The following is a 21,827-nucleotide window of genomic DNA, read 5'->3' on the forward strand; positions in this document are numbered from 1 at the left end:
CTCCTCCTCTGTGGTGTTTGGTTTTATGTGGTGTAATTCTATTATGTCGCAGTGGAGGAAAATATAAAAGCCTAACGGCTTAAAAGTTAGGCAAATCAATGCTTGCAGAATTCTGCAAGCGACTAAAGATATATGATAGAAAAGGAGGGTTAGCTTGAAGAAAAAGATAATCTTAATAGTAATTCTATTTATATGTATTATTATAGGTGTTAAGTCAACGCCTCAAGGAACTATACGACTACATATAGCTTTAACTGATTCCATAAAACAGGCGGTAACAGCCAATATACAAGAAACTAACTATTCTGAATATGAAGACGTAAAAGAATACTATGTTAGTTTTTGGGAGGATGGAGATACTATGTATCCTACACATTATTATATAGGAATAAAAAGATTCTTATTTATGTATTCTGTAAAGTATTATGGAAATGGGTGAATTATATATTAGACTACAAAATATTTTAAGCCGTTGATGTTTTATCAACAGCTTAAAATATTTATAATCTAAAAGTGGAATATTGTTAATTTATCATTTGGTCCTAGTGGAAGAATCTTATTAAGTTTATCATAGAATCCATCATGACGTCTTTCTTTAGTATGTGCACAATAAAATATATCATAATTATCATTAGTTTTTCCTTTACCGCTAATAAACATTATGTGATATGCATCCCCATTGGGATGTACAAGTGCTAAAACATCTCCTAGTTGAGTTTTATCATATACTCTACTTTTAAAAGAACTATTGGATTTAATATCCTTTAAATTAACTGTAGTAGTAGATCTAGCGTGTTTCTTCCAAAATTGTCCGAAAGCTGAAGCTCTTATCCATGCAACAGAACCTTTTCTTGGTATATACTGTCCAACTATAATTTTGTCATCTTCAAAATACCAGTCACCATAAGTTTTCATACCACCTGCATATAAACACTGTGATACAAAATTTGCACAGTCATGTCCTCCTTCGCTTGAATATGCTGGATTTCTTAACGGATGGTCATCATCATTATTACTCCATTTTCTTGCATATTCATATGCTTTAGTTGTGTTGTAAGAATCATATAAGCTCATTTGTATCGTCTCCTTTAAATTTTTTATTTTTGTAAGTTTTATCTTCTGGATCCGTTTGATTTGTCGTACACCCTATAAAAAGAACTTTAAGCTTAAAATGTAAACCTATTATTTTAAAAATTTTTAAACAATAAAAAAGCCGCCTAATTTAAAGGCGACACATTATTTTTAATATTTGATTTTGGTATATACTATTCTAAGGCTATTTAAATTGACTTTTTTATACTGCTTAAAGGATAGTTTGTACCAGGGCAATCGGTATCCTCTAATTTTCTGATATCATTCATATGTATTTAAGGTTTAATATCCTATAATTTAAAATAATTACATCATGTTTACCTGATTATAGTAAAATACGGGAGTAATAAAATACGGGAGTAATAAAATAATATTGTACTTACAAAGCTATTTTTATATCTAAGATATTGACGCAGATCCAGTTTCAAATTTTGATAAATTAATAGATTTCCCTTTTAATCTAAATTCCTCTGTTTCATTTTTATTATCATTAGTAGTATATTTTATATTTATATAAATATCGTCTTTTGAATTTAAATCTATAACCTCTGAAGATGGTTCGCTTATATGTCCCAAAGGTATTTTATTATCATTTAGAATATTGATATTATCTTTAGTTACAACTGTATGTATTACAGAATCTAATTTCCTTTTTACTTTATTATCCTTTCCTTTTAGTATGATGTTTATCTCCAAATATTTTACATTCAATGATTTATCGCCTACATATTCTAAAAGCCCCCCACTAAAATATGTCTTATTTTTTGCTAAAAAAAATACTCCATCTTTAAGTCTCCAATTAGCATTTTCACCTTGTAAAAAATAAATGTTTTGAATACTAGATTTTAAGCTGCTTTCATATTCAGTAGATTTATGTTTGTAAAAATATAGGGTAACTAGATTACTTATAATCAATAAAGTAATTAGTATTCTAAAAATATAATTTTTTTTCATTTAACTCCTCCTAAAAACTTATTTTTTACTTATATCATGGGAAATTGCTATGTAATATAAAGTTATATAATTATATAATAATAAACTCTATTGTTATTAACAAGTAATGTTAATTTATAAATTACTCCACCTCCTCTTTAGAAGGTGGATGCTAATTATAGTTCAATAATTTTTTAATAACTTTTTACATGTTTAGTCAACTTTAGTATATTGTCCATTTCTATATTCATAATATTCTACTTTCGAAGGTGCATCTAAAGCATTTAATGACCTTACTTTATGACCATTTCTATTATAATATTCAAATTTTAATTTAGGAAAAATAGCTTTATAAGCGGTTACTTTCTGTGTTTTACCAGTTTCCTTATAGACTGGTCTATTATTAGAATTAAAATATAATTCTCTTTGAGTAATTTCAGATACATCATAATTCTTTATATAATAAGCCTTTACATATTCACCTTCTTTTAGAGGAGCTGAATTTTTAGCTATACTAAAACTTTCAGAAGTACCAAAAGAATATCCCAAGGAAACTTGAGCCAATTGTTTTAAGAATGAAGCTGTAAAAGAACCAGAAAAAGTATGAGAATAGCCAATTTCTTTACTTATTGTATCATATTCGCCTTGTCGACTTGCAGGATGACCAGTGTAAATGTGAACCCAATTTCCAAGAGTTTTATCTCCTATTAACTTAATATCATTTGGCTTCATAGTCCAGGTATATCCATCAGCTGGTCTTGACCTTAAGTCTATCTTATTAGAATTTAAATTATCAGTATTCATCTCTTTTACATCTGTATAATAACATTCATTCGATATTGTAGCATTGGATTTTTCAGGTTGTATTTCACTAGCTGATACTAATGTGGATGAAATACTTATTGCTGCTAAAACAGTTAATGCTATTAGTTTTTTCTTAATCATATTAATCCTCCTCAATTTAACTCAAATTAAATATTATGAAAAGCATATATATTCTTTTAAAATAATCTTTTAGTAATACTTTTCAGTTTACATATTTTTCTATATGTTATAATTTTAGCACTAAAACTTTAACTATAAAGCAAGTGATCAATTTGATTACATACATAAGAGGGGAATATTATAAAAACGTTTCATTTTTTACAAAAATTTTTTAAAAATTTTTGTAGTTCTTATTTTGTATACTAAATTTGGATAATAAAAGTGAGTTACATGTGTGCTTAAGGGATGTATTTTACAAAACAGATAACTTTGGTATTGTTAACAAATTATAAGAATTTACCATAGAGGATTAGGTTATAGCTTATGAGGAATTTGAAAATTTTTTAAACAATAAAAAAGCCGCCCAATTTATAGGCGACATATTGCTTTTAATATTTGATTTTGGTATGTACTATTCTAAGGCTATTTAAATTGAGTTTTTTATACTGCTTAAAGAATAGTTTGTACCAGGGCAATCGGTATCTCCTAGTTCTTTATGACCTTTAATACTATTTATAGTATATTTAGAGCAAAGATACTTACAAAGAGCTATTACAGCTGCCTCCTGAGCTTTAGGCATAGTTTCAACCATATAATTACCTTGAACACATATTCCAAGGGTATTTGAATTATGATGAAGGCAGTGAGCACCTATAGCTTTTTCAGGTCTTCCTCTGTAAATTTTACCCTCTTTAGTAATAAAGAAATGATAACCAATACAACTCCAGCCCTTTTCATTCTTATGAAAATTATGAATATCATACACATTCCAGGTTTTATGTTCAGAATGGTGAAGAACGAGCTATTCCATCAACAGTTAAAGAATGATCTCTTTGAAATTTAACTACAGCGGTATAAGTACCCTCACCGAAAATTCCATCATCAGCGTAACTTCCGCAGCTGTAGCCAAGATTTATTAAATGTTGCTGTAACATTTTTACATTAAATCCTCTGTCACCTTTTTTTAGTAGCATATAATAACCTCCTTTATGGAATTAAGATTAATTTTTGAATACATGGTCTTTTATTGCTTCAACATCTTTTTTTACATCCTCTACAATATTGAATTTGTCTGTAAGTTTAGATATTATTGATTGATAGTTCTGCTCTCTTTCTTCTTGTCTTTTATCTCTTTTCTCCTGGGCCTTTAATATGTAAAAGATAAGTACAACAGATAGTGCAGCCCATATTCCTTGAGACGAAGCTAAATTTAATACTTCATTTTCCACTATTTTCACCCCCTTGTCTTTTTATAAATAAGCTGTATATTAATAAATCCACTCAGAATTCAAGTGTTTTCTCAAGTTTTCCAATGCTTTATTTTTGGTTTTATTTACTGCTTGTCTTGATATATGCAAATGAGCTGCTATTTCAGATACTTTTTTGTCTTTTAGAAATATTTCTTCTAAAATTTTCTTCTGCTGTTCTGGAAGTTTGTCCAATTTTTTATAGTATTGGTATAATGATTACAAAATGTATTAGAAATCATTACATAAGAGGGGTATTTAAGAATGATAAACTTTAGAAGAAAAAAACAAGATAATATGAAACGTTTTAAGGAATTAGTTTCTCTAGTCTATACAGACTTGTATAAATTTATATTTTGTATAGTAAGAAACAAAGCCTCGGCAGAGGATATTCTGCAGGATACTTTGATGCTGGCTTATGAGAATTTTAATTCTTTGAGAGATCATAGCAAATTTAAATCATGGATTTTTACCATTGCCAAGAGAGATGCAGTGGCATTTATTAAAAAGACCAAAAGAGAAATACCAAGTGAAAATATAATTTTAGATTTGATACGTGTAAAAGAAGAATCTTTAACTGAAAGTATAATTATAAATGAAGAGTTGGCAAGGTATGCAACAAGTGCTATTAATGAATTAAAACCTGAATATAGAGAAGTTATTATATTAAAATATTATTCAGAGTTATCTTTTGTAAAGATAGCAGAAGTATTAAATATTAATGTAAATACTGTAAGAGTACATCATATGAGAGCTAAGCAAGCTATATTCAAGTACATGCAGAAGAATTACTTTGAAAATGAAGTAGAAGCTGATACTTTAGAAAGGAAGATAAAATAATGAAAAAAGATAAATTAGATAAATTACTTGAGTATACTTGCAGAACTAATTCAGATAATATACAAGGTATAGGGGATATAGAGGTACCTGATTTAGACAAGGTAATGGATAGATTTGAAAAGAATATAGAGGCAAAAAATAAAGAAAAAAATCAAAATTTTAAAAAATTTAATATAAAAAAAAATGTAGCTATAGCTGCTAGTTTTCTAGTGCTATTATTTGCAGCTACTTTATTAAGTGAAGTAGCTGAGGTAAGAGCATTTAAATTTAATATGATGAAATTATTTGAAGAAGTTAAGGACGGTAATAGAATTTTGAAGTTTTCCAGTAAGAGTGATGAAGAAAAATCTATGGATACCTCTGGAAAGGGAGATTCAATAGAAAAATCATTAACTTTTGAAGAAGCACAAAAAAAGGCTAAGTTTAATATATTAAAGTCTGAATATTTGCCGGAAGGATATAAGTTAAAAGAAATAAAACTAATAGATAAACCATTTAACAGACAGCAAGTTAGACAACTCTATATAAAAGATGATAAACAAATTATCATTGAGCAGACACCTTATAATGAAAGTAAAAAGACAACAGCAGTAACAAATGAAAAAAACAAGTGTGAAAAAATTTCTATAAATCATCAAGAAGTAACTTTAATTTGTGATGATGCTGGTTTTTGTAAAGCGATCTGGTTTAGTAAAAGATTTGAATTTAATATTACAGCATTTGATTCAATTTCTAAGGAAAATTTTATAAAAATCATACAGTCATTAAAATAAGCCCTAGATAGGGCTTATTTTAATGACTACTAAGATTTATTTTAAATTAAGAAGAGGGAGAAATGGATAAAACGTTTCAACAAAATAATAAAAAAATAAAATTTTTTTTGAAAAAGTGAAATGTTTTTGGAATTGAGTACTCTTATGTAAAGTATTAAATTTGTAGCAATAATTGGTTTAGAATATTTTTTGAATGTGTTATAATGGCTTAGATTTTGAAAATATTTAAATTAATAGAAAATATTAGAATTAATTTGAGGTGAGAATTATTATGTATAAGAAATTTTTAATGTCTATATTTGTTGGTATTGCTTTAGTTTTTTCAATAACGGGCTGTCAAAAACAAGATAATAATATTTCGAGTTGCTCCCAAAATGAAAAAAAATATATAGCTTCTAATTTTGAGTATGTAGAAAATTTGCCAGGAACTACAAAGGATATGGAATTGTACGCTGACAATTGTACTATTTTTACTGAAGGAGTTACAGCTTTTAAACAGAACCGTAAGTATGGAGTTATAGATAAAGAAGGGAATATAATAGTAAAACCACAATTTAATGAAATAGGAGCTTTTAATGAAGGATATGCTCCAATGATGCTTGAAGATAAATGGGGAGTTATTGATAAAAAAGGAACAATAGTAATAAAACCTCAGTTTGATTTTGTTACAGGGTTTCAAGATGGATATTCTGTTATACAAGTAGATGAGAAAGATGGGGTTATAAATAAAAAAGAAGATATAATAATAAAACCTGAGTTTAATGAAATAACAAATTTTGATAAAGGATATGCTGTTGTAAAAAAAATTACTTTAAAAGAGGGAATAAAATATGGAGTCTATGATACAAAAGGAAATATGATATTAAAACCTGAGTATGATAAAATAACAGAATTTGGTGACGGATATTTTGGTGTTAAAATAGGTGATAAATGCTGGTATGTTAATGAAAAAGGCAGCAATATATTTGGTAAGACTTTTCAAGAATGTGAAGCCTTTAATGATGGATTAGCCAGGATTAAAATTAATGATAAATATGGATTTATTGATAAGAAAGGAAAAATTACAATTGAGCCTAAATTTGAAGAAGTTATGACTTTTAATGAGGGACTTACTTCTTTTAAACAAGGAGGAAAATTTGGTGCTATAGATACAAAAGGTAATATAGTTATACCTGCTAAATTTGATTATCCTATTTATTTTTCAGAAGGTGTAGGCTTTGTAACAATAGGTGATAAAAACATACTTATTAACAAAAATGGAAATAAAATTAGTGAATGTAAGTATTTTGATGATGGTGAATTTAAAGAAGGACTTGCGGTAATAAAACAACCACTCAAAGGTAAATTTATAGGACAAGAATATGGTTTTATAGATAAAACAGGTAAAGTTGTAATAGAACCTCAATTTACTCGAGTAACTAACTTTAACAATGGAATTGCTGTTGTTGAAAAGAATGGGAAGGTTGGATATATAAAAAAACTGAACTCAAAATAATATTGAAAAAGTCTTAGGGTATTTCCTAAGACTTTTTCTATCCCAAATTACTCCTCAAATAAACCTCTTTTTTCTCATCCTCCGTTATCCCAATATATCTTAAAGTTTCACTTTTTCTCGATTATAGTTTGATAATTCTTTTCTCTTTCTTCCTGAGCTTTTAATATGTAAAAGATAAGTACAACAGATAGTGCAGCCCATATTCCCTGTGATGAAGCCAGTTTTAAAAGTTCATTTTCCAAGTGGGCCACCTCCAATTTAAGAATTTTTATTTTAAAGTTTATATATGCAGTTTTAATTAACATGTATAAAATCAGCTGCAATTATTTTGAAATTTTTAATTATAATTGGGATGGTGGGTGGGCTTGCCTTGTGACCCCAAAGTACGGATTAGTACAGTATAAAGACAGTATAATAACAATAATATAGTATATTTATAGTGTTGTTGTAGTAAATTTTTTAAAAGTAGCTTATTTCAAGGGTTAACGAGATGGATTTTTGCACGAACTCCGAGAAAACTTGTTTTAAACTTCGAGAAAGCTTTCCATAAGGTACGAGAAAATTTGCAATAGTATTTGTTTTAAAGTACGAGAAAATTCGTTGCGAACTTCGAGAATTTTTTTAAAGATACCAAAAATGTTTTTATTGATTTTAAAGTTTAAAAAATATAAAATTAGAATAAGTTTTGCTGTGAAATGCGAGAAAATTTGTTATGAACTTCGAGAAAAGAGGAAGTGTATTAATGGAAATTAATATTGAAAATAATAAACAGGAAACAAAAGTAATTTATCAAAAAACTTCAGTAGTAGATATTAATGTAGCTGAAAATCCTTTATTTATAGGTAGTACAAAAGAAGTCATTACTATTGGAGAATTAGAAAAACAAAATGATCTCTCATCAGGAGTAAAGAGAATTATTGAAGCTAAAAAAAAGAAATTAAAACAAGTACATAGAGAAGAAGAATATAAACATATACCTGTATCTTATAAAAATTGGGTAGATAGAAAAAATAAATCAAGAGGAATATTGATAATTGGAGATATTCCAACACTCACAACAATGAATGTTTGGAATGGATTAGTAGCATTATATATTCATAAAACAGCTCCTTTGGTATATAATGATTCAAAAAAAATGTATGATATTGAGAGCGATACAATGCATTTTACTATGTATGAGTTAGCTAAAATCATGAATTTATCTACTGCAGGAAATATTTTAAATAGTTTAATGGATGAAATATTAACTTTAAAAAATACTACTTACTATAGTTTGAATGAGGGAATATTTTATATTAAAAAGGATGAAAGTTATTTAAAATCTAAAATTGAAGGTTTTAGTTTAATTTTAGATGCAAAATTTCAATCTGAGAAACGTATAAGAGATAAAAAGGTTACAACGAAGTGTAAAGTACAATTTAATAGAATGATTATAGATAATATTAAACATGAATATATTAAGTATCTTAAACCAAATGAATATTTCAGTTTACCCTCTAGAGGTTATACAAGAAGATTATATCTATATATAAAAGGAAATATGCATCAAAGTAATAAAGAGCCTTATACATATATAAAAAGAAGTATAGAGGTATTATCTCGTAAATTACCATTGAAATATAAATATATTTCCGAATTTAAAAGAAAGGTAAAAAAACCCTTAGAAACTTTTGTGAAAACAGGACTAATCAAAGATTATTTTTATGGAGATGAAATTTTAATTAATGGAATTAAAGAACATAGCTTATACTTTATTTTTAAAGGAACAAAACAAGATGTAATTGATAGATTGTCTATGAAATATAAATCAGCAGCAGATGATGAAGAAAATGATGAATTTACATTATATATACCTAAAAACATAAAAAAGAAATTGATAAATTTAGGTGCAAGCGAAGATTTTACTAATAAAATAGTAAAGGAAAAGGATAAATGGGAGATAATTAAATATATTTTGTGGTTAGAAGAGGAAAAGAATAAAAGGAAAATAGCTAATCCAGCAGGATTATTAAATTTTGCGCTTACAACTAATAATGTAAAGCTAGAACTTACACATAGACATATAGTAGATTATGTAGAGCAGGAGAGGCAAAAATCTAAAACAAGTAAGATGGATTTACAGCAGCAAACTCAAAATGAATATAATAAATATATTGATAAAGAGATTAAAAAGTTTAAAAAAGATAATATTGGGGCATATGAATTGATGTATGAAAATTTACTAGCAGTTCTAAAGAATGATGCAGAAAATAAAATTTCAGAATACAAATTGTTATTAGTAGATGATAGATTAACTGAACAAGATAGACTATTTTTAGAAAAACAAAAACAAGAGTGGCTGGATTTTCAAAAGAAACAAGAAAAAAGTGAGTTGTTTAAAAAGAAATTACAAAATAATATTTCGCAAATGTTGGTGTTAAAATGCTTTGAAGATTTTAAAAATGAGGAAATAGCAAAAATGAAATAGTTTTAAAATCTAAGCTTCTGTTCCAGCAGGAGCTTAGTTATGCTGGAAGAACATCATGTGAAAAGCCACTAAAGTTATATTTAGTAGCTTTTCTATTAAACAAAATATTTATCTAACCCAAATTACTCCTCAAATAAACCTCTTTCTTTTCATCCTCCGTTATCCCAATATATCTTAAAGTTTCACTTTGGGATGAATGGTTGAAGATCTGCATTAAAAGCTCCAGGGGTACCTTTCAATCATAAAGGCAATACATATGTACAAACTTGGCAGCAAGTCTTATAATGGGTATTTTATAAATACAATCAATACAAATTTTGCAGCTCTTTTAAAAGGAGAGATAAAACACTTTAGAGAAATTCTTGATGAGAATATACTTAACAAAGATGAAGCTTATGATTTTACCATAGAGGACCAGATTATAGCTTATGAGGAAGTTAAAGAGCTTTATGCTGCTATGGATGAATTAGAACCAGTAGAGAGAGAAATACTTAACAGATATTATATTAATGATGAAAGCTTCAAGGAGATTGCCTGCGATATAGAGCTTGGGTATGATAGGACTACTTACTTGAGGACAAGAGCAGTTAAGAAACTTAGGGAGATTATGAAAAGGAAGAAGTAAATTAAAAGTTGAGAATTGACTATATACAATTCTCAGCTAAGTAATAAAATAGTTAAAGGTTTAAAAAGTAGCTCTAGATACTAAATAGCTGGAGCTACTTTTATTTAAGGGTTAATATGGTATAATTGGATATAGTTTGTTGTTGAATAATATAAAGATATTGTGTAACAATTAATTTTTTTTTATCATCTATAAAGTAATTAATGATATGAGAAAGTTAGGAGTGTTTAAGTAAATATGAACAAAATAAAAGATATTGTTATTGGTTTAGGAATAAGCACATTCGTGCTAATAGTGTGGGCATATAAAATGTTAGTTACAAGTGATATACCTGCTGAAATGTTTTTTAGTGATGGTGTATTAATATCAAGTCTGTTATTGTTATTTTTTACAGTATATGTTTTTTATATAAGAAATACAAAATTTATTATATTGAATATTATATTATTAGCGTTGCCACTATTTCTTTGGTTTATGTGTATGCAACAGGCATTAACATATCATTACGACAAATATGATACGATAGTTAGTATTATAGGTTTTGCTACTACTTTGATTTCATTTTTACAACTTATTTATTGGAAAGTAAAAAATAAAATTTAAGACGTAATATCCTTAAATCACCATATGAAAGTCTAATATCAAAAGAAACAGTTATGACATAATAGCAAAAAATAGCGGCACAACTGGCAATAAAAATTTTATAAAATCAACTAAGCTTCTGGATCAGCAGAAGCTTTTATTTTTGCAACAAATTGAGAAACATTCATATAAGATGTGTATAGATTTTAAATATGACAAATTTGGGGTTAACTATGACAAAAAGATGGTGAAAAATTTATCAAGCAATAACTATGGAGGGAAAAATTGATAAAAAAACAAAGGTGCAGGAGTACCTAAAACTTTCTTCCATTAGTTTTTATGTTAAAATATAGTCAGTAGTAAATAATGGAAATGAGTTGTATGGACATAAATCTTATAGAGGATGAGCTTAGACAGCTTAATACTCCTCTTGATTTTGATATGGTTTATTTTGAGAATATATCAAAAGGGGTACTGAAGCGTAATATAGAAAAGGATGGTGTTGAGATATATGTTAAGGGATAGGTTAGATGAAAGGTTTAATGATTTTAGAAAGTATGATTAAGGATGAAATAAAGAACATGAGTGAAAAGCTGGATTATTGCTATGACCCCAGGGGTCATAACAAAAACTGGAAGTTTATGTTTGTTAAGATTAATTTATACAAATTTTAATATAAAAGTTATTCCTCTTATTTAGGTCACAACAAAAATCACGTTCCCTCTATTAATCAATCCTGATAGATTGCAAGCTTATTTTTCTATATTTTTGTTTTATCTTGCTTGGTGAAAATTTCCTTGTAATGTTTTGGATTTATTTGCTATAATTCTATTATGCATTAGTGGAGAAAAACATAAAAGCTTAACGGAATAATGCTGGTAAAACGCTGAATATATACATTAAGACAATTATTAATAAAAATATATTTCATTAGAATATTCTGGCTTAGAATTAATACTGAAACATTTAAAATATCTTATGAATTTATCAACACTTTGGAAATATATGTATTGTAAAATTCACATTTGCCGGTTATTACCCCTTAACCGCTAAAAAACTAGGCAAATCAATACCAAAAATTCTGTAAGTGATAAAAAAATATATTGAGGAGGTTAAAATGGTTGAAATTGAAATTATTGGAATAACAGCATTAATAACAGCTAGTATGTTCCTCTTGACTTTTTTTAAAAGAGAAAGACGAATGGCTCAACATTATGAAAAACAATTTTTAAAAGAATTTGGGGAAATGCTTGATACTATCAAAAGTGTTAGAGAAGAAGAGGTGCTTTTTAAAAAAAAGATTTTAGATACATTGAAAAAATTAGAAGAAAAAAATTGTTAAATTTTATTTGATCAAGAATATTAGAATGTTTTATATAAAGTAAAATTATGCAAAAATTTTATTTATATCTCTAATATAAGAAATATATTAGAGATATATTTCTTTAGATTAATTGAAAGAATTATATATTACTTTAGGTTTACTCTATTGATATCAGTTAGGAGAAATATATAGTGGGAATTAAAAGAGACAGAAGAGAATTACATATTTATATTTATATATGTATATTTTTTATTTTGGTTAATTTAATATTAAATGGTTTAATTATTCTAAACTTAATAGATAATAAAATTATTGAGGATTTAATTAATGTATTTGGATTTTTAAAAGTAATAAGTATTTTTATTATTGTTTTTGGTGTATTTAAAGATACAGAATATAATTTAGAATATTCTTTTAAGAAAATATTTAAAAAAAATAGTTATATGTTTATTTTTAATATAGCTTTATTATCTTATTTTTTAATAATTAATACACTAATAGATGATAAATTAATAAACAGTTCTGCATTTAATGCACTTTTTTTTTCAATTCTACTCACTGTACTGTGGTTTTATGATGAATTATTAAAAACTGACAGAAAGACAGCGTGGCAAAAATCATGTGGTACTTATAAAGAATATAAAAACACCTTTTTTTGGAGATGTAAAGTTAGTTTTTTAGATATTGAAAAATCATTTACAAGAAAAGAAATACTAAGGTTATCTAATAAAGGAATTCTTAGTATGTACTTAATAGCTTCAGTAACAGTATTAATTTTATCAAAAGGTATAAATATACTTGTTATTGTAACTTTAATTAAACCAGTTCTATTTTTGTTAGATATTACATTTACTTTAGCTTCTTCAATAGAAGGAGAGTGTACAGACTATTATATAAAATCGAGAGGTAGAAGTGGCGGGTCTTCTTATTATATATACATAATAACTAATTATGAAAAAAAGAAAGAAGTTAAATTTACAAGTAATGAAGAGCTTTTATTTTGTGAAGGTGATTGTATAAAGGTATATTATACATTGCTTTCAAAAATCATACTAAAATACAGTTTAACAAGTTGAATGGTCTGCCAACCGCATATTTTTTCAAGCTACCCCTAAAAGGGGTTTCTCCAACAATTGGTGATTTTTTCACATTAATAAAAGCTAGTTACCATATATGTGATTTTATAACATGGCGTAACTAGCTTTATCTACAAAAGATTTTTTTACCATCTACTTCTATATGTATTCAATAATCAATAATAATTTGTATATATTAATAACCTATGATAATCATCCTGAAAAAGATGCAGTAGCTATTTGCAAGTTCTGTGGTAAAGCTCTTTGTCATGATTGTGCTAGTGAACTTAATAATGGAATAGATTGCAAGGGAAAATGTGAAAAAGAAATAGAATTTTTGAATGAACTCATACAAAAGGATAAAAGTAGATATAACAAAGCTGCTCAATCATTCTATGTTAATTCAATTATGTGTATTTTCATGGGATTAATTTTTGTTGGTCTTAGATTTTTTACAGAAATGGAAGAATTAAAACCTTTTACACTTATAATAGGCGGTGGATTGATTTTATCAGGGATATTAGTAGGGGTTTTTGGTAGCAAATTTAAGAAATAAAGTTAATAAAAGTAAAATATCATAAATGGCATAAGTATGATAATAAATAACTTAACTTCCGATATAAATGGTATAACAGTATATCAAATTATTGAAATTAGTTATAAAAATTTTAGGACTATTTCTTAAAACTAAGAAATAGTCCTTTATTACCTTTTCTTAAAAAAACTTTAAACTTACAATCTTCTGAAGAACTGATTGATATAGCTTCATCATATTCAGTAGGTTTAATTATATTACCATCACCATTTACAATACCCCATTTATTTTTAAATTTTACTGCATAATGATTTTTAGCTATATATTTGATCTCATTATATTTAATAGGAATTTTATAGTTTCCCTTAGTATCAATTAATCCATATTTACCTTCTTTATATACAATACATAAATTTTCTATAAACTTCATAATGTTATCTTTGTTATCAAATTCAATAGGAACTACTATTTGTCCTTTTCTATTTATAAATCCAAATTTGTTTTTTCTAGATACAAGAGCTAAATCCTTTTGAAAAGGATTTATATTTTCAAATTTTTCATTACTTAATATATTTCCATTTCTATCTGTTAGTTGAGCTATTTGAGTTTTATCTATATAAGAGTATAAAATGATATTTTTATCATCCCAAGAAAAACCATTAAAATTACTAGTAGGTTTTATAACATAATCTCCTTTTGTATTTATAATTCCTGATTTATATTCAGATTTGGCCATAGCTAGTCCATCTGTAAAATCACTAATAGAAATAAATTTAGGAGGAATAATAGATTTACCATTCTTATCTATAACTCCCTCTTTAGAATTTAAAGATACCACAGCAAATCCTTCTGAAAATAATTGAGGGTTATCAAACTTGCAAGGGGTTTTAATGTTTCCTTTATCATCCATAAACCCCCATTTACCCTTTTGCTGTACACTAATTAAACCCTCAGAAAATATAGCTACATTATCAAAAATAAAATCTTTAATTTTATTCCCCTTTTTATCTATAAATCCCCACTTATTATTCTTACGTACAGGAACTAACTTTGTATCAGCATAAATACTTTTAACCTCATCAAATTCAAAGGGAAATATAGTCTTACCCTGGGAATTTATAAATCCATATTTACCTTTTTCATTTTTATAAGTTAAAAAGTTAAAATCATAAGAATAATATAATGGACCATTTATTAATTTTGCTATATTTTTACCTTGAGAATTAATGTATCCATGTTGATTATCTTTTTGAACTCTATATACATCTCCCCCTGAATAAATTATAGAGTCATAAGGTTCACTTACAAATTCCCCTTTTTTATTAATCAATCTATATTTAGAGTTGTGTTTAACAGGTATAGATTGATTATTAGAAAAGCTTAAAGTAGGTTCTATATGAGTATCTTCTACATAAGAAAATGTATCTTTTGTAATTAAATTTCCCTTAGAGTTTACAAGCTTATATTTTGGTTCAAATTCTTCCTTACCTAGATTAAGAGAATAAACCTCTTCACCTAAATATTGAATATCCCTCACTTGTTTAGTGCCCTCTGGAAGTGTAAAATTATCTTCTGTATAAGCTAATACACTTTTGTTTTGTTTAGATGTATTTTTACCACAGCCAGTAAGAGTAGCTAGACTGATAATAGATATTAAAGATAGTAGTTTAATCAATTTTTTCTTATACATAAAAATGCCTCCTTATTTTAGTTTTATGTAGGTTTATCCACACTAATATGATTATTTCTTGAAATAAGAGCAAAAATAGAATAATATGAGGTGAGGATTTTAAATTTGTTAATAACTTCACAGATAATTTTACAATTTATTGTATCATATACTTTATATTTAATTAAATATTATTTGTTGAATTAATTATAGTTTTTACCAATAGAATAAAATAAAAAATTGTAATTATGGTTTACACATTGAAAGAAAAAAGTGTTTTTATATAGTATAAGGTAAAATAAAGGGACCCAAGATATAAGATTTACAAAAATAAGTAATTAAATTAAACAATAATTTAATAAAGCAGCAGTATGACCAGATGATAAAATATGCTACAGCATTAAGATTAGGTACAGCTGAAACAGAATCTATTCTAAAACGATTTACTAGAAATAATTTAAAACATCCTGTATATCAAGCTTTAGCTGAACTTGGTAAAGCAGTTAAAACAATATTTCTATGCAGCTATCTTGATTCAGAAGAAATGAGAATTAGGATACATGAAGGCTTGAATGTAGTAGAAAACTGGAATTTTGCTAACAGTTTTATTTTCTATGGTAAAAGCGGTGAAATTTCAACATAAACTTGCTTTTAGTATGTTGCTTCATAATTTAAAGAAATAGTGGCACAACTGGCAATAAAAATTTTATGAAATCAACTAAGCTTCTGGATCAGCGGAAGCTTTTATTTTTGCAACAAATTGAGAAACATTCATATAAGATGTGTATAGATTTTAAATATGACAAATTTGGGGTTAACTATGACAAAAAGATGGTGAAAAATTAAATAATAATATCTTATTTAAACTTAAATAAAATAGTTCATAAATTATATAATTCTTATGAAAATACAATGCAATCTATAGTTGTTTTAATTATTTTATATAAAACATATATTTTAAATATTTTACGTACCCCTAGAACCATTGATATTACTAAGTTTCATTGACTTAATTATGACAAAAAGATGGTGAACTATGACACTTTGATGGTGAAAAGAATTTTAACTATGACTTTTTGATGGTGAACTATGACAAAAAGATGGTGATTTATACACTAACTATGACTAATTTAAATAAAGTCATAATTAGTGTATAATGAACTTATATAGGTAATTTAAGGGGTGGACTTATGAGAAAACGTAAAAATAGTGAACTAGTAGTGAAATCTAATACACTTATAGAAGCTTCATACAGATTAACTTCAGGAGAACAGAGAATAATCTTAACTCTTGTGTCTGTGATAAAACCAGAGGATGAGGAATTTAAAAAATATAGATTCAAAGTAAAAGATTTTTGCAGAATGTTAGAGATCAAAAATAATAGACTATATAAAGATATAAAAGATATTACAAAAGATCTAATGAGAAAAGTTTTTACTATAAAAAAAGAAAAATCAACTTTGCAAATTAGTTGGTTATCTTCAGTAGAATACATAGAGGGTGAGGGAATTGTTGAGCTTGAGTTTTCACCTAAGCTAAAACCATATTTGTTACAGCTAAAAAATAGATTTACAAGTTATGAATTGAAAGACATACTACAACTAAAGAGCTCTTATTCATTTAGAATATATGAATTATTAAAACAGTATGAAAAAATAGGCAGCAGAACTTTTAATGTAGAAGAATTAAAAGATATTCTTGGCATAGATGAAAATACATACCCTTTATACGCAGATTTTAAAAGGAGAGTTATTATTCAATCACAAAAAGAAATAAATAAAAAGACTGATATACACTTTGAAATTGAACAAATAAAAACAGGAAGAAAAGTAACTGAATTAAAATTTATAATAAAAACTAACCCCAATATATTAAAAGATGATGCGAAGTACATAGAGGAAATTAAGAATATATTTGATGAAGATATAACAACGGTAAATGCAGAAAAAATATATAGAGCTGCTAATAAAAATATGGATATTATAAAAGAAAAATATCTACTATTACAACAGCAGAAAGATATAAAAAATGTAGTAGGGTGGATAATGAAAGCTATTAAGGAAGATTACAGACCTAATGAGTTAAAAGGTAAAGTTGATTCATTTAATGATTATGAGCAGAGAGAGTACGATTATGATGAGTTGGAGAAAAAACTATTAGGACTGGGATGAATAAAGGGGAAAGACTTATAAGTGGGGAACCTATAAGCCTTGGGGGAATTAAAAGTGATAAAAAATGTAGTTTTGCAATGTATTAGAAATTATTCCCAAAGAAATAAAAAATATTCAAAGATTAAATTATATATAATTAAATTATACCAAAGCATAACTTAATGATGGTGAAAAACAAATTTAAAAGTAAAGAATATGCAACAAAATCATAAACTAGCTAAAGCAATAAGTGAAGTATCATGGTATGACTTTAGAAGAATGTTAGAATATAAGGCTGATTGGTATGGCAGAAAAATAATAGTTGCACCATCAAACTATGCTAGTAGTCAATTATGTTCTAATTGTGGAAATAAATCAAGCCAAACAAAAGACTTGTCTTGTAGAACTTATATTTGTCCTGTATGTGGAATGATAATGGATAGGGATATAAACACAAGTAAAAACTTGCTAAAACTAGCAATATAATAAAAGATATATTGACTAGAGAGGTTGGAATAATCTTGATAGCGTGGGTAAACTTGTTCCGTTAGGAATATTGACCACGAAGCCACCATCTTCTATAAGTGGTGGTAGTTCACATTTAATTATGTTTTTTAGTCTTTTTATAATTATGGGTATAGGATATACTTTATATGATTTAATATTATAATATAATGTTTAGTCATGACCACCCGTAAAACGGGTGGCATGCTCTAGCTCTATAAGGGCATGTTACTGTCTGTGTCTAAAGACACATTGAATGGTCTGCCAACCGCATATTTTTTCAAGCTACCCCTAAAAGGGGGTATTATTTTTCGCCTTTTTTTACTGGCTCACCCGTAAACGGGTCCATATACTCTTTTATACTTATTTGATCATATGTTAAATCTCCTTTCTATATTTGGTGTTTGGTAACTATAATTATAAAAAGTCTTTGACATGAATAAAAGGCCTACCGGCAAGGTAATTGCTGGCGGCCTTTCCTTATTTTTGCCTAAAAATATTTTACTTACTCGGTATACTCCAATTTTCATTTATTTCATACAGCATAAGCTACTAATAAATTGAAAATAACATATCATTCAAATTTATAGTCCATCTTCGTTTACTTTATGATAAATTAATCGTTAATTAGCAATATTATATAAACTATAAAAATAATCTTTCTTATTCATTAATTCATCAAAACTTCCTGTTTCATAAATCTTTCCATCTTTTACTACAATAATATTATCATATCTGCGTAAGATTTCCGAATTATAGCGATGAGTCACTACTAGACAAGTAATATCCTTAATATTTAATAATGAATCTTCTATATTATATGCTGTTTCATTATCTAAACTAGATGTAGCTTCATCTAATACTACCATATTACTCCCTTTTACAAATGCTCTGGCAATAGCTATACGCTGTTTTTCGCCACCTGAAAAATTATTTCCATTTTCATTAATTTGAGCATTTATTCCCCCATCTAATTTACTTATAAGATTATTTAATCCTGCTTTTTTTATCGAATCATATACAATTTTTTCACTATAGTTATTATATAAAGTTATATTATTCTTCATAGTATCGTCAAACATGAATACATTCTGATGTATCATTGAACATATCTTAAAGATGCTTTTTTTTCTGATTTTTCTATTATCAATTCCATCTATATAAATATTCCCATTATAATTATCATAATATCCAAGAATTAATTTTATTAGTGTAGACTTTCCACTTCCGCTACCACCAACTATTGCATATTTTTTTCCTCTATATAACTCTAAATTTATATTTTCTAATATGTTTCTATTATCATCAAATGAATATGTAAGATTTTTAATTTGAATTTTATTATTAAATTCATCTATTTCGATTCCATTATCTTCTTGGTTATTTTTGTACATCATATTAATTAACTTGTCATTTATATCCCCTACTGCTTTAGCTTTATTAAAAGCTTCAATCATACTAAAAATTGGACTTGTAATATTTCCAGATAATTGCGTAACAGCTACCATAAGAGAAAATGTTATCATTCCCTTAACTACAAAATAAACTGAAACTATAAAAATAATTACTACTATACTGCATGCAACTGAATTACTAATAGCATTTACAATACCTTCAGCATAATAAGACTTGTACTTTTTTTCTTCTGTATTAGCATTTATTTTAATATGATTTTCCTTAACATTTTTCTCTATATTAAAACTTTTTATTACCTCAAATCCAGTAAAAATATCCTTAATTTTTATATTATAAATTTCTAACGCTTTAGAATATTCATTTTTAAATTTGCTTAATTTTTTTCCAAATATCATAGGAATAAGTATAGGTAGTAATGATAATAAAATAGCAAGAATTCCAACATAAATATTTATGCATATCATAAATATTACTGCTGTTGCTAACATTGTTATACTACGAATTATAACGAAAATATTATCAAAATAATTATCTTCAACCATCTTTACATCATTATTAAGTATTGAAATATACTTTGCACTATTCTCTTTGCTAAAAGTTATCAAGTCTTCATTAATTAAATTATTGAATAAATCTTTCTTTAAATCAAATACACTTTGTTTTAAATATATTGCTCGACAAGTACGGCGTATATATTCTATTACAAATAAAGCAAAAATATATATTATAGAAAATATTACTTGTCTCTCTAGTAATGCTACTTCAGTATTTGTAGCACAATTAACTATCCTTTCTATTAAAAATGCCGAATAAGTTATTACTATAGCATTTATTACCATAGTAATTGCGTATGCCCAAAACCATATCTTGTTTTTAAACAGATATTTCTTCATATCTTTCCGCCTTTCTTTATAAATGTATATTGCTTATTTTATTTACATTTATATATATTTATATCATAATTTACATAAATCATAATATAAATCAATTATAGTTACAATATGACATAATAATATAAAATTTATATTTTCAAGTATGTATTTTCTGTCAAATTGATTTTTATGTTGTAATAATTTGTACATTGATTTAAGGAAGTGCTATAGTTATGAAAAAAATTGTTTTAATTAATCCACCAAACGATATGAACAAAAAAAATAATTTTTCTAATGGATTATTTAGTCTTGGAACAATTTTAAAAAAAGAAGGGTATTCTGTTAGAATAATAGATTTTGGATATTTAATTAAAGCATCACTAATAAAAGAAACATCTGATTCAAATATTAATATTGATATTATGTGTAACTATATTTTAAATGAAAATCCTAATGTTGTAAGCTTTTATACTATGAGTAATTCATATTATTTAACAATTAAATTATCTAAAAGATTAAAAGAAAAAAATTCAAAAATAAAAGTAATTTTTGGTGGTCCACAGGCAACTTTAACATCTGATGATACTCTAAAAATATGCCCTTGGATTGATGCCATTGGACTTGGTGAAGGTGAAAAAAGTATAAGTAATATTATTTATAACTTACTCAACTTTCGCACACTAAAAAAGCTAGTTTCTCTTTGATAAAACTAGGTAATGTTGATATGAAGTAGTCTAGAAATTCGTTAATTTGAGTCTTTGAAAGCGATAGCTTTTCGTATAATGCTGATTTAAGTAAATCTAGTATAATTTGAATAGCTTCAAGAAATTTAATATCTTCAAGTTCATCGCAGCAATGGTAAAATAGACCTCCAACTGTTCTGAGGTCAGAATTATTCCTACTTTCTATTGCTAGCATTATATATCTTGTAAAAACGATTGAAGTATGTGCAATCATAGCATCATAAGAACGACACTGAAATTCTTTTGCTAAATTTAAAAAAGATTTATTCATCTTGAAAAATACTTCAATGTCCCAACGCTTGCCATAGATTCTTATTATTTCTTCATCGCTTAATGTAGTATCTGTAGAAATTAATGCCAACCAGTTTCTACATTTTGCTGTTGCATCAAAGTAATAATTACTTCTTGACAACAGCATAAATGGAAAATTGTTTATAATGAAAAAAACACCTCTATGTGTTTAAATGATTTTGACTAGAAATCAGACACATGGAGGTGTT

The 21,827-nt window shown here is 26.4% G+C and carries 22 protein-coding genes and 5 pseudogenes; 16 read left to right on the top strand and 11 right to left on the bottom strand.

Annotation, left to right across the window (positions count from 1 at the left end):
* Nucleotides 1–154 precede the first annotated feature (154 nt).
* Complete coding sequence (locus OIO11_RS13430) at nucleotides 155–439, top strand: hypothetical protein (RefSeq protein WP_268071960.1); 285 nt, start codon at nucleotides 155–157, stop codon at nucleotides 437–439.
* A gap of 68 nt (nucleotides 440–507) precedes the next feature.
* On the opposite strand, the gene OIO11_RS13435 is transcribed toward OIO11_RS13430, so the two are convergent.
* The 7 genes and pseudogenes from OIO11_RS13435 to OIO11_RS13465 all read right to left on the bottom strand — a co-directional run.
* A complete protein-coding gene (locus OIO11_RS13435; protein ID WP_268071961.1) occupies nucleotides 508–1,074 on the bottom strand; it encodes an amidase domain-containing protein in 567 nt (188 codons plus the stop codon).
* Nucleotides 1,075–1,491: 417 nt separating this feature from the next.
* Nucleotides 1,492–2,046, bottom strand: a complete 555-nt coding sequence (locus OIO11_RS13440; protein ID WP_268071962.1) for a hypothetical protein — start codon at nucleotides 2,044–2,046, stop codon at nucleotides 1,492–1,494.
* 192 nt (nucleotides 2,047–2,238) lie between these two features.
* On the bottom strand, nucleotides 2,239–2,970 hold the full coding sequence (locus tag OIO11_RS13445) for a hypothetical protein (RefSeq protein WP_268071963.1): 732 nt from the start codon (nucleotides 2,968–2,970) through the stop codon (nucleotides 2,239–2,241).
* Nucleotides 2,971–3,436: 466 nt separating this feature from the next.
* Nucleotides 3,437–3,775: a peptidoglycan recognition protein family protein gene (locus OIO11_RS13450; protein ID WP_268071964.1), complete on the bottom strand. Its 339-nt coding sequence runs from the start codon at nucleotides 3,773–3,775 to the stop codon at nucleotides 3,437–3,439.
* A 16-nt stretch (nucleotides 3,776–3,791) separates the two neighbouring features.
* Nucleotides 3,792–3,983 (bottom strand): peptidoglycan-binding domain-containing protein, encoded by a 192-nt coding sequence (locus OIO11_RS13455; RefSeq protein ID WP_268071965.1) that lies wholly within the window; start codon nucleotides 3,981–3,983, stop codon nucleotides 3,792–3,794.
* A gap of 27 nt (nucleotides 3,984–4,010) precedes the next feature.
* Nucleotides 4,011–4,238 (bottom strand): BhlA/UviB family holin-like peptide, encoded by a 228-nt coding sequence (locus OIO11_RS13460; protein ID WP_268071966.1) that lies wholly within the window; start codon nucleotides 4,236–4,238, stop codon nucleotides 4,011–4,013.
* Between the two features lie 39 nt (nucleotides 4,239–4,277).
* Nucleotides 4,278–4,460: pseudogene (locus OIO11_RS13465) on the bottom strand (RNA polymerase sigma factor); the annotation flags it as partial.
* A 60-nt stretch (nucleotides 4,461–4,520) separates the two neighbouring features.
* Between OIO11_RS13465 and OIO11_RS13470 the strand changes: the two are divergent.
* The 3 genes from OIO11_RS13470 (at nucleotide 4,521) to OIO11_RS13480 (ending at nucleotide 7,364) form a co-directional block, all read left to right on the top strand.
* Nucleotides 4,521–5,096 (top strand): RNA polymerase sigma factor, encoded by a 576-nt coding sequence (locus OIO11_RS13470; RefSeq protein ID WP_268071967.1) that lies wholly within the window; start codon nucleotides 4,521–4,523, stop codon nucleotides 5,094–5,096.
* Nucleotides 5,096–5,869, top strand: coding sequence for a DUF4367 domain-containing protein (locus OIO11_RS13475; RefSeq protein ID WP_268071968.1), 774 nt, complete (start codon nucleotides 5,096–5,098; stop codon nucleotides 5,867–5,869). The genes OIO11_RS13470 and OIO11_RS13475 overlap by 1 nt, the downstream gene beginning before the upstream one ends.
* Nucleotides 5,870–6,140: 271 nt before the next feature.
* Nucleotides 6,141–7,364, top strand: coding sequence for a WG repeat-containing protein (locus OIO11_RS13480; RefSeq protein ID WP_268071969.1), 1,224 nt, complete (start codon nucleotides 6,141–6,143; stop codon nucleotides 7,362–7,364).
* Nucleotides 7,365–7,477: 113 nt separating this feature from the next.
* Here OIO11_RS13480 and OIO11_RS17285 read toward each other — a convergent pair.
* A pseudogene (locus OIO11_RS17285) lies at nucleotides 7,478–7,606 on the bottom strand (BhlA/UviB family holin-like peptide); the annotation flags it as partial.
* A 500-nt stretch (nucleotides 7,607–8,106) separates the two neighbouring features.
* On the opposite strand from OIO11_RS17285, the gene OIO11_RS13490 reads away from it, so the two are divergent.
* The 8 genes from OIO11_RS13490 (at nucleotide 8,107) to OIO11_RS13530 (ending at nucleotide 13,994) form a co-directional block, all read left to right on the top strand.
* Complete coding sequence (locus OIO11_RS13490) at nucleotides 8,107–9,831, top strand: replication initiator protein A (protein ID WP_268071970.1); 1,725 nt, start codon at nucleotides 8,107–8,109, stop codon at nucleotides 9,829–9,831.
* 256 nt (nucleotides 9,832–10,087) lie between these two features.
* A complete protein-coding gene (locus OIO11_RS13500; RefSeq protein WP_326497942.1) occupies nucleotides 10,088–10,456 on the top strand; it encodes an RNA polymerase sigma factor in 369 nt (122 codons plus the stop codon).
* Nucleotides 10,457–10,693: 237 nt separating this feature from the next.
* Nucleotides 10,694–11,059, top strand: a complete 366-nt coding sequence (locus OIO11_RS13505) for a hypothetical protein (protein ID WP_268071971.1) — start codon at nucleotides 10,694–10,696, stop codon at nucleotides 11,057–11,059.
* 345 nt (nucleotides 11,060–11,404) lie between these two features.
* Nucleotides 11,405–11,563, top strand: coding sequence for a hypothetical protein (locus OIO11_RS13510; protein WP_268071972.1), 159 nt, complete (start codon nucleotides 11,405–11,407; stop codon nucleotides 11,561–11,563).
* A gap of 5 nt (nucleotides 11,564–11,568) precedes the next feature.
* On the top strand, nucleotides 11,569–11,712 hold the full coding sequence (locus OIO11_RS13515; protein WP_268071973.1) for a hypothetical protein: 144 nt from the start codon (nucleotides 11,569–11,571) through the stop codon (nucleotides 11,710–11,712).
* Nucleotides 11,713–12,155: 443 nt separating this feature from the next.
* Nucleotides 12,156–12,380, top strand: coding sequence for a hypothetical protein (locus OIO11_RS13520; RefSeq protein WP_268071974.1), 225 nt, complete (start codon nucleotides 12,156–12,158; stop codon nucleotides 12,378–12,380).
* 173 nt (nucleotides 12,381–12,553) lie between these two features.
* Nucleotides 12,554–13,438 carry a hypothetical protein gene (locus OIO11_RS13525; protein ID WP_268071975.1) on the top strand — a complete coding sequence of 295 codons (885 nt, stop codon included), beginning with the start codon at nucleotides 12,554–12,556 and terminating at the stop codon, nucleotides 13,436–13,438.
* Nucleotides 13,439–13,601: 163 nt separating this feature from the next.
* Nucleotides 13,602–13,994: a hypothetical protein gene (locus tag OIO11_RS13530; protein WP_268071976.1), complete on the top strand. Its 393-nt coding sequence runs from the start codon at nucleotides 13,602–13,604 to the stop codon at nucleotides 13,992–13,994.
* Between the two features lie 118 nt (nucleotides 13,995–14,112).
* On the opposite strand, the gene OIO11_RS13535 is transcribed toward OIO11_RS13530, so the two are convergent.
* Nucleotides 14,113–15,663, bottom strand: a complete 1,551-nt coding sequence (locus tag OIO11_RS13535) for a WG repeat-containing protein (RefSeq protein ID WP_268071977.1) — start codon at nucleotides 15,661–15,663, stop codon at nucleotides 14,113–14,115.
* 322 nt (nucleotides 15,664–15,985) lie between these two features.
* Here OIO11_RS13535 and OIO11_RS13540 point away from each other — a divergent pair.
* The 3 genes and pseudogenes from OIO11_RS13540 to OIO11_RS13550 form a co-directional block, all read left to right on the top strand.
* A pseudogene (locus OIO11_RS13540) lies at nucleotides 15,986–16,282 on the top strand (Tn3 family transposase); the annotation flags it as partial.
* Nucleotides 16,283–16,832: 550 nt separating this feature from the next.
* The gene (locus tag OIO11_RS13545) at nucleotides 16,833–17,813 is read left to right on the top strand and encodes a replication initiation protein (RefSeq protein ID WP_268071978.1); all 981 of its coding nucleotides are present in this window, start codon (nucleotides 16,833–16,835) and stop codon (nucleotides 17,811–17,813) included.
* A gap of 177 nt (nucleotides 17,814–17,990) precedes the next feature.
* Nucleotides 17,991–18,278 (top strand): annotated as a pseudogene (locus OIO11_RS13550) (RNA-guided endonuclease TnpB family protein); the annotation flags it as partial.
* Nucleotides 18,279–18,919: 641 nt separating this feature from the next.
* Here the strand turns inward: OIO11_RS13550 and OIO11_RS13555 are convergent.
* On the bottom strand, nucleotides 18,920–20,605 hold the full coding sequence (locus OIO11_RS13555) for an ABC transporter ATP-binding protein (protein ID WP_268071979.1): 1,686 nt from the start codon (nucleotides 20,603–20,605) through the stop codon (nucleotides 18,920–18,922).
* Between the two features lie 212 nt (nucleotides 20,606–20,817).
* On the opposite strand from OIO11_RS13555, the gene OIO11_RS13560 reads away from it, so the two are divergent.
* A complete protein-coding gene (locus OIO11_RS13560; protein WP_268071980.1) occupies nucleotides 20,818–21,288 on the top strand; it encodes a cobalamin-dependent protein in 471 nt (156 codons plus the stop codon).
* On the opposite strand, the pseudogene OIO11_RS13565 reads toward OIO11_RS13560, so the two are convergent.
* A pseudogene (locus tag OIO11_RS13565) lies at nucleotides 21,251–21,691 on the bottom strand (IS4 family transposase); the annotation flags it as partial. The gene OIO11_RS13560 and the pseudogene OIO11_RS13565 overlap by 38 nt on opposite strands.
* Between the last annotated feature and the right edge of the window lie 136 nt (nucleotides 21,692–21,827).

Origin of the sequence: Clostridium sp. ZS2-4 (assembly GCF_026719745.1) — a bacterium.
Classification (GTDB): domain Bacteria; phylum Bacillota; class Clostridia; order Clostridiales; family Clostridiaceae; genus Clostridium_H.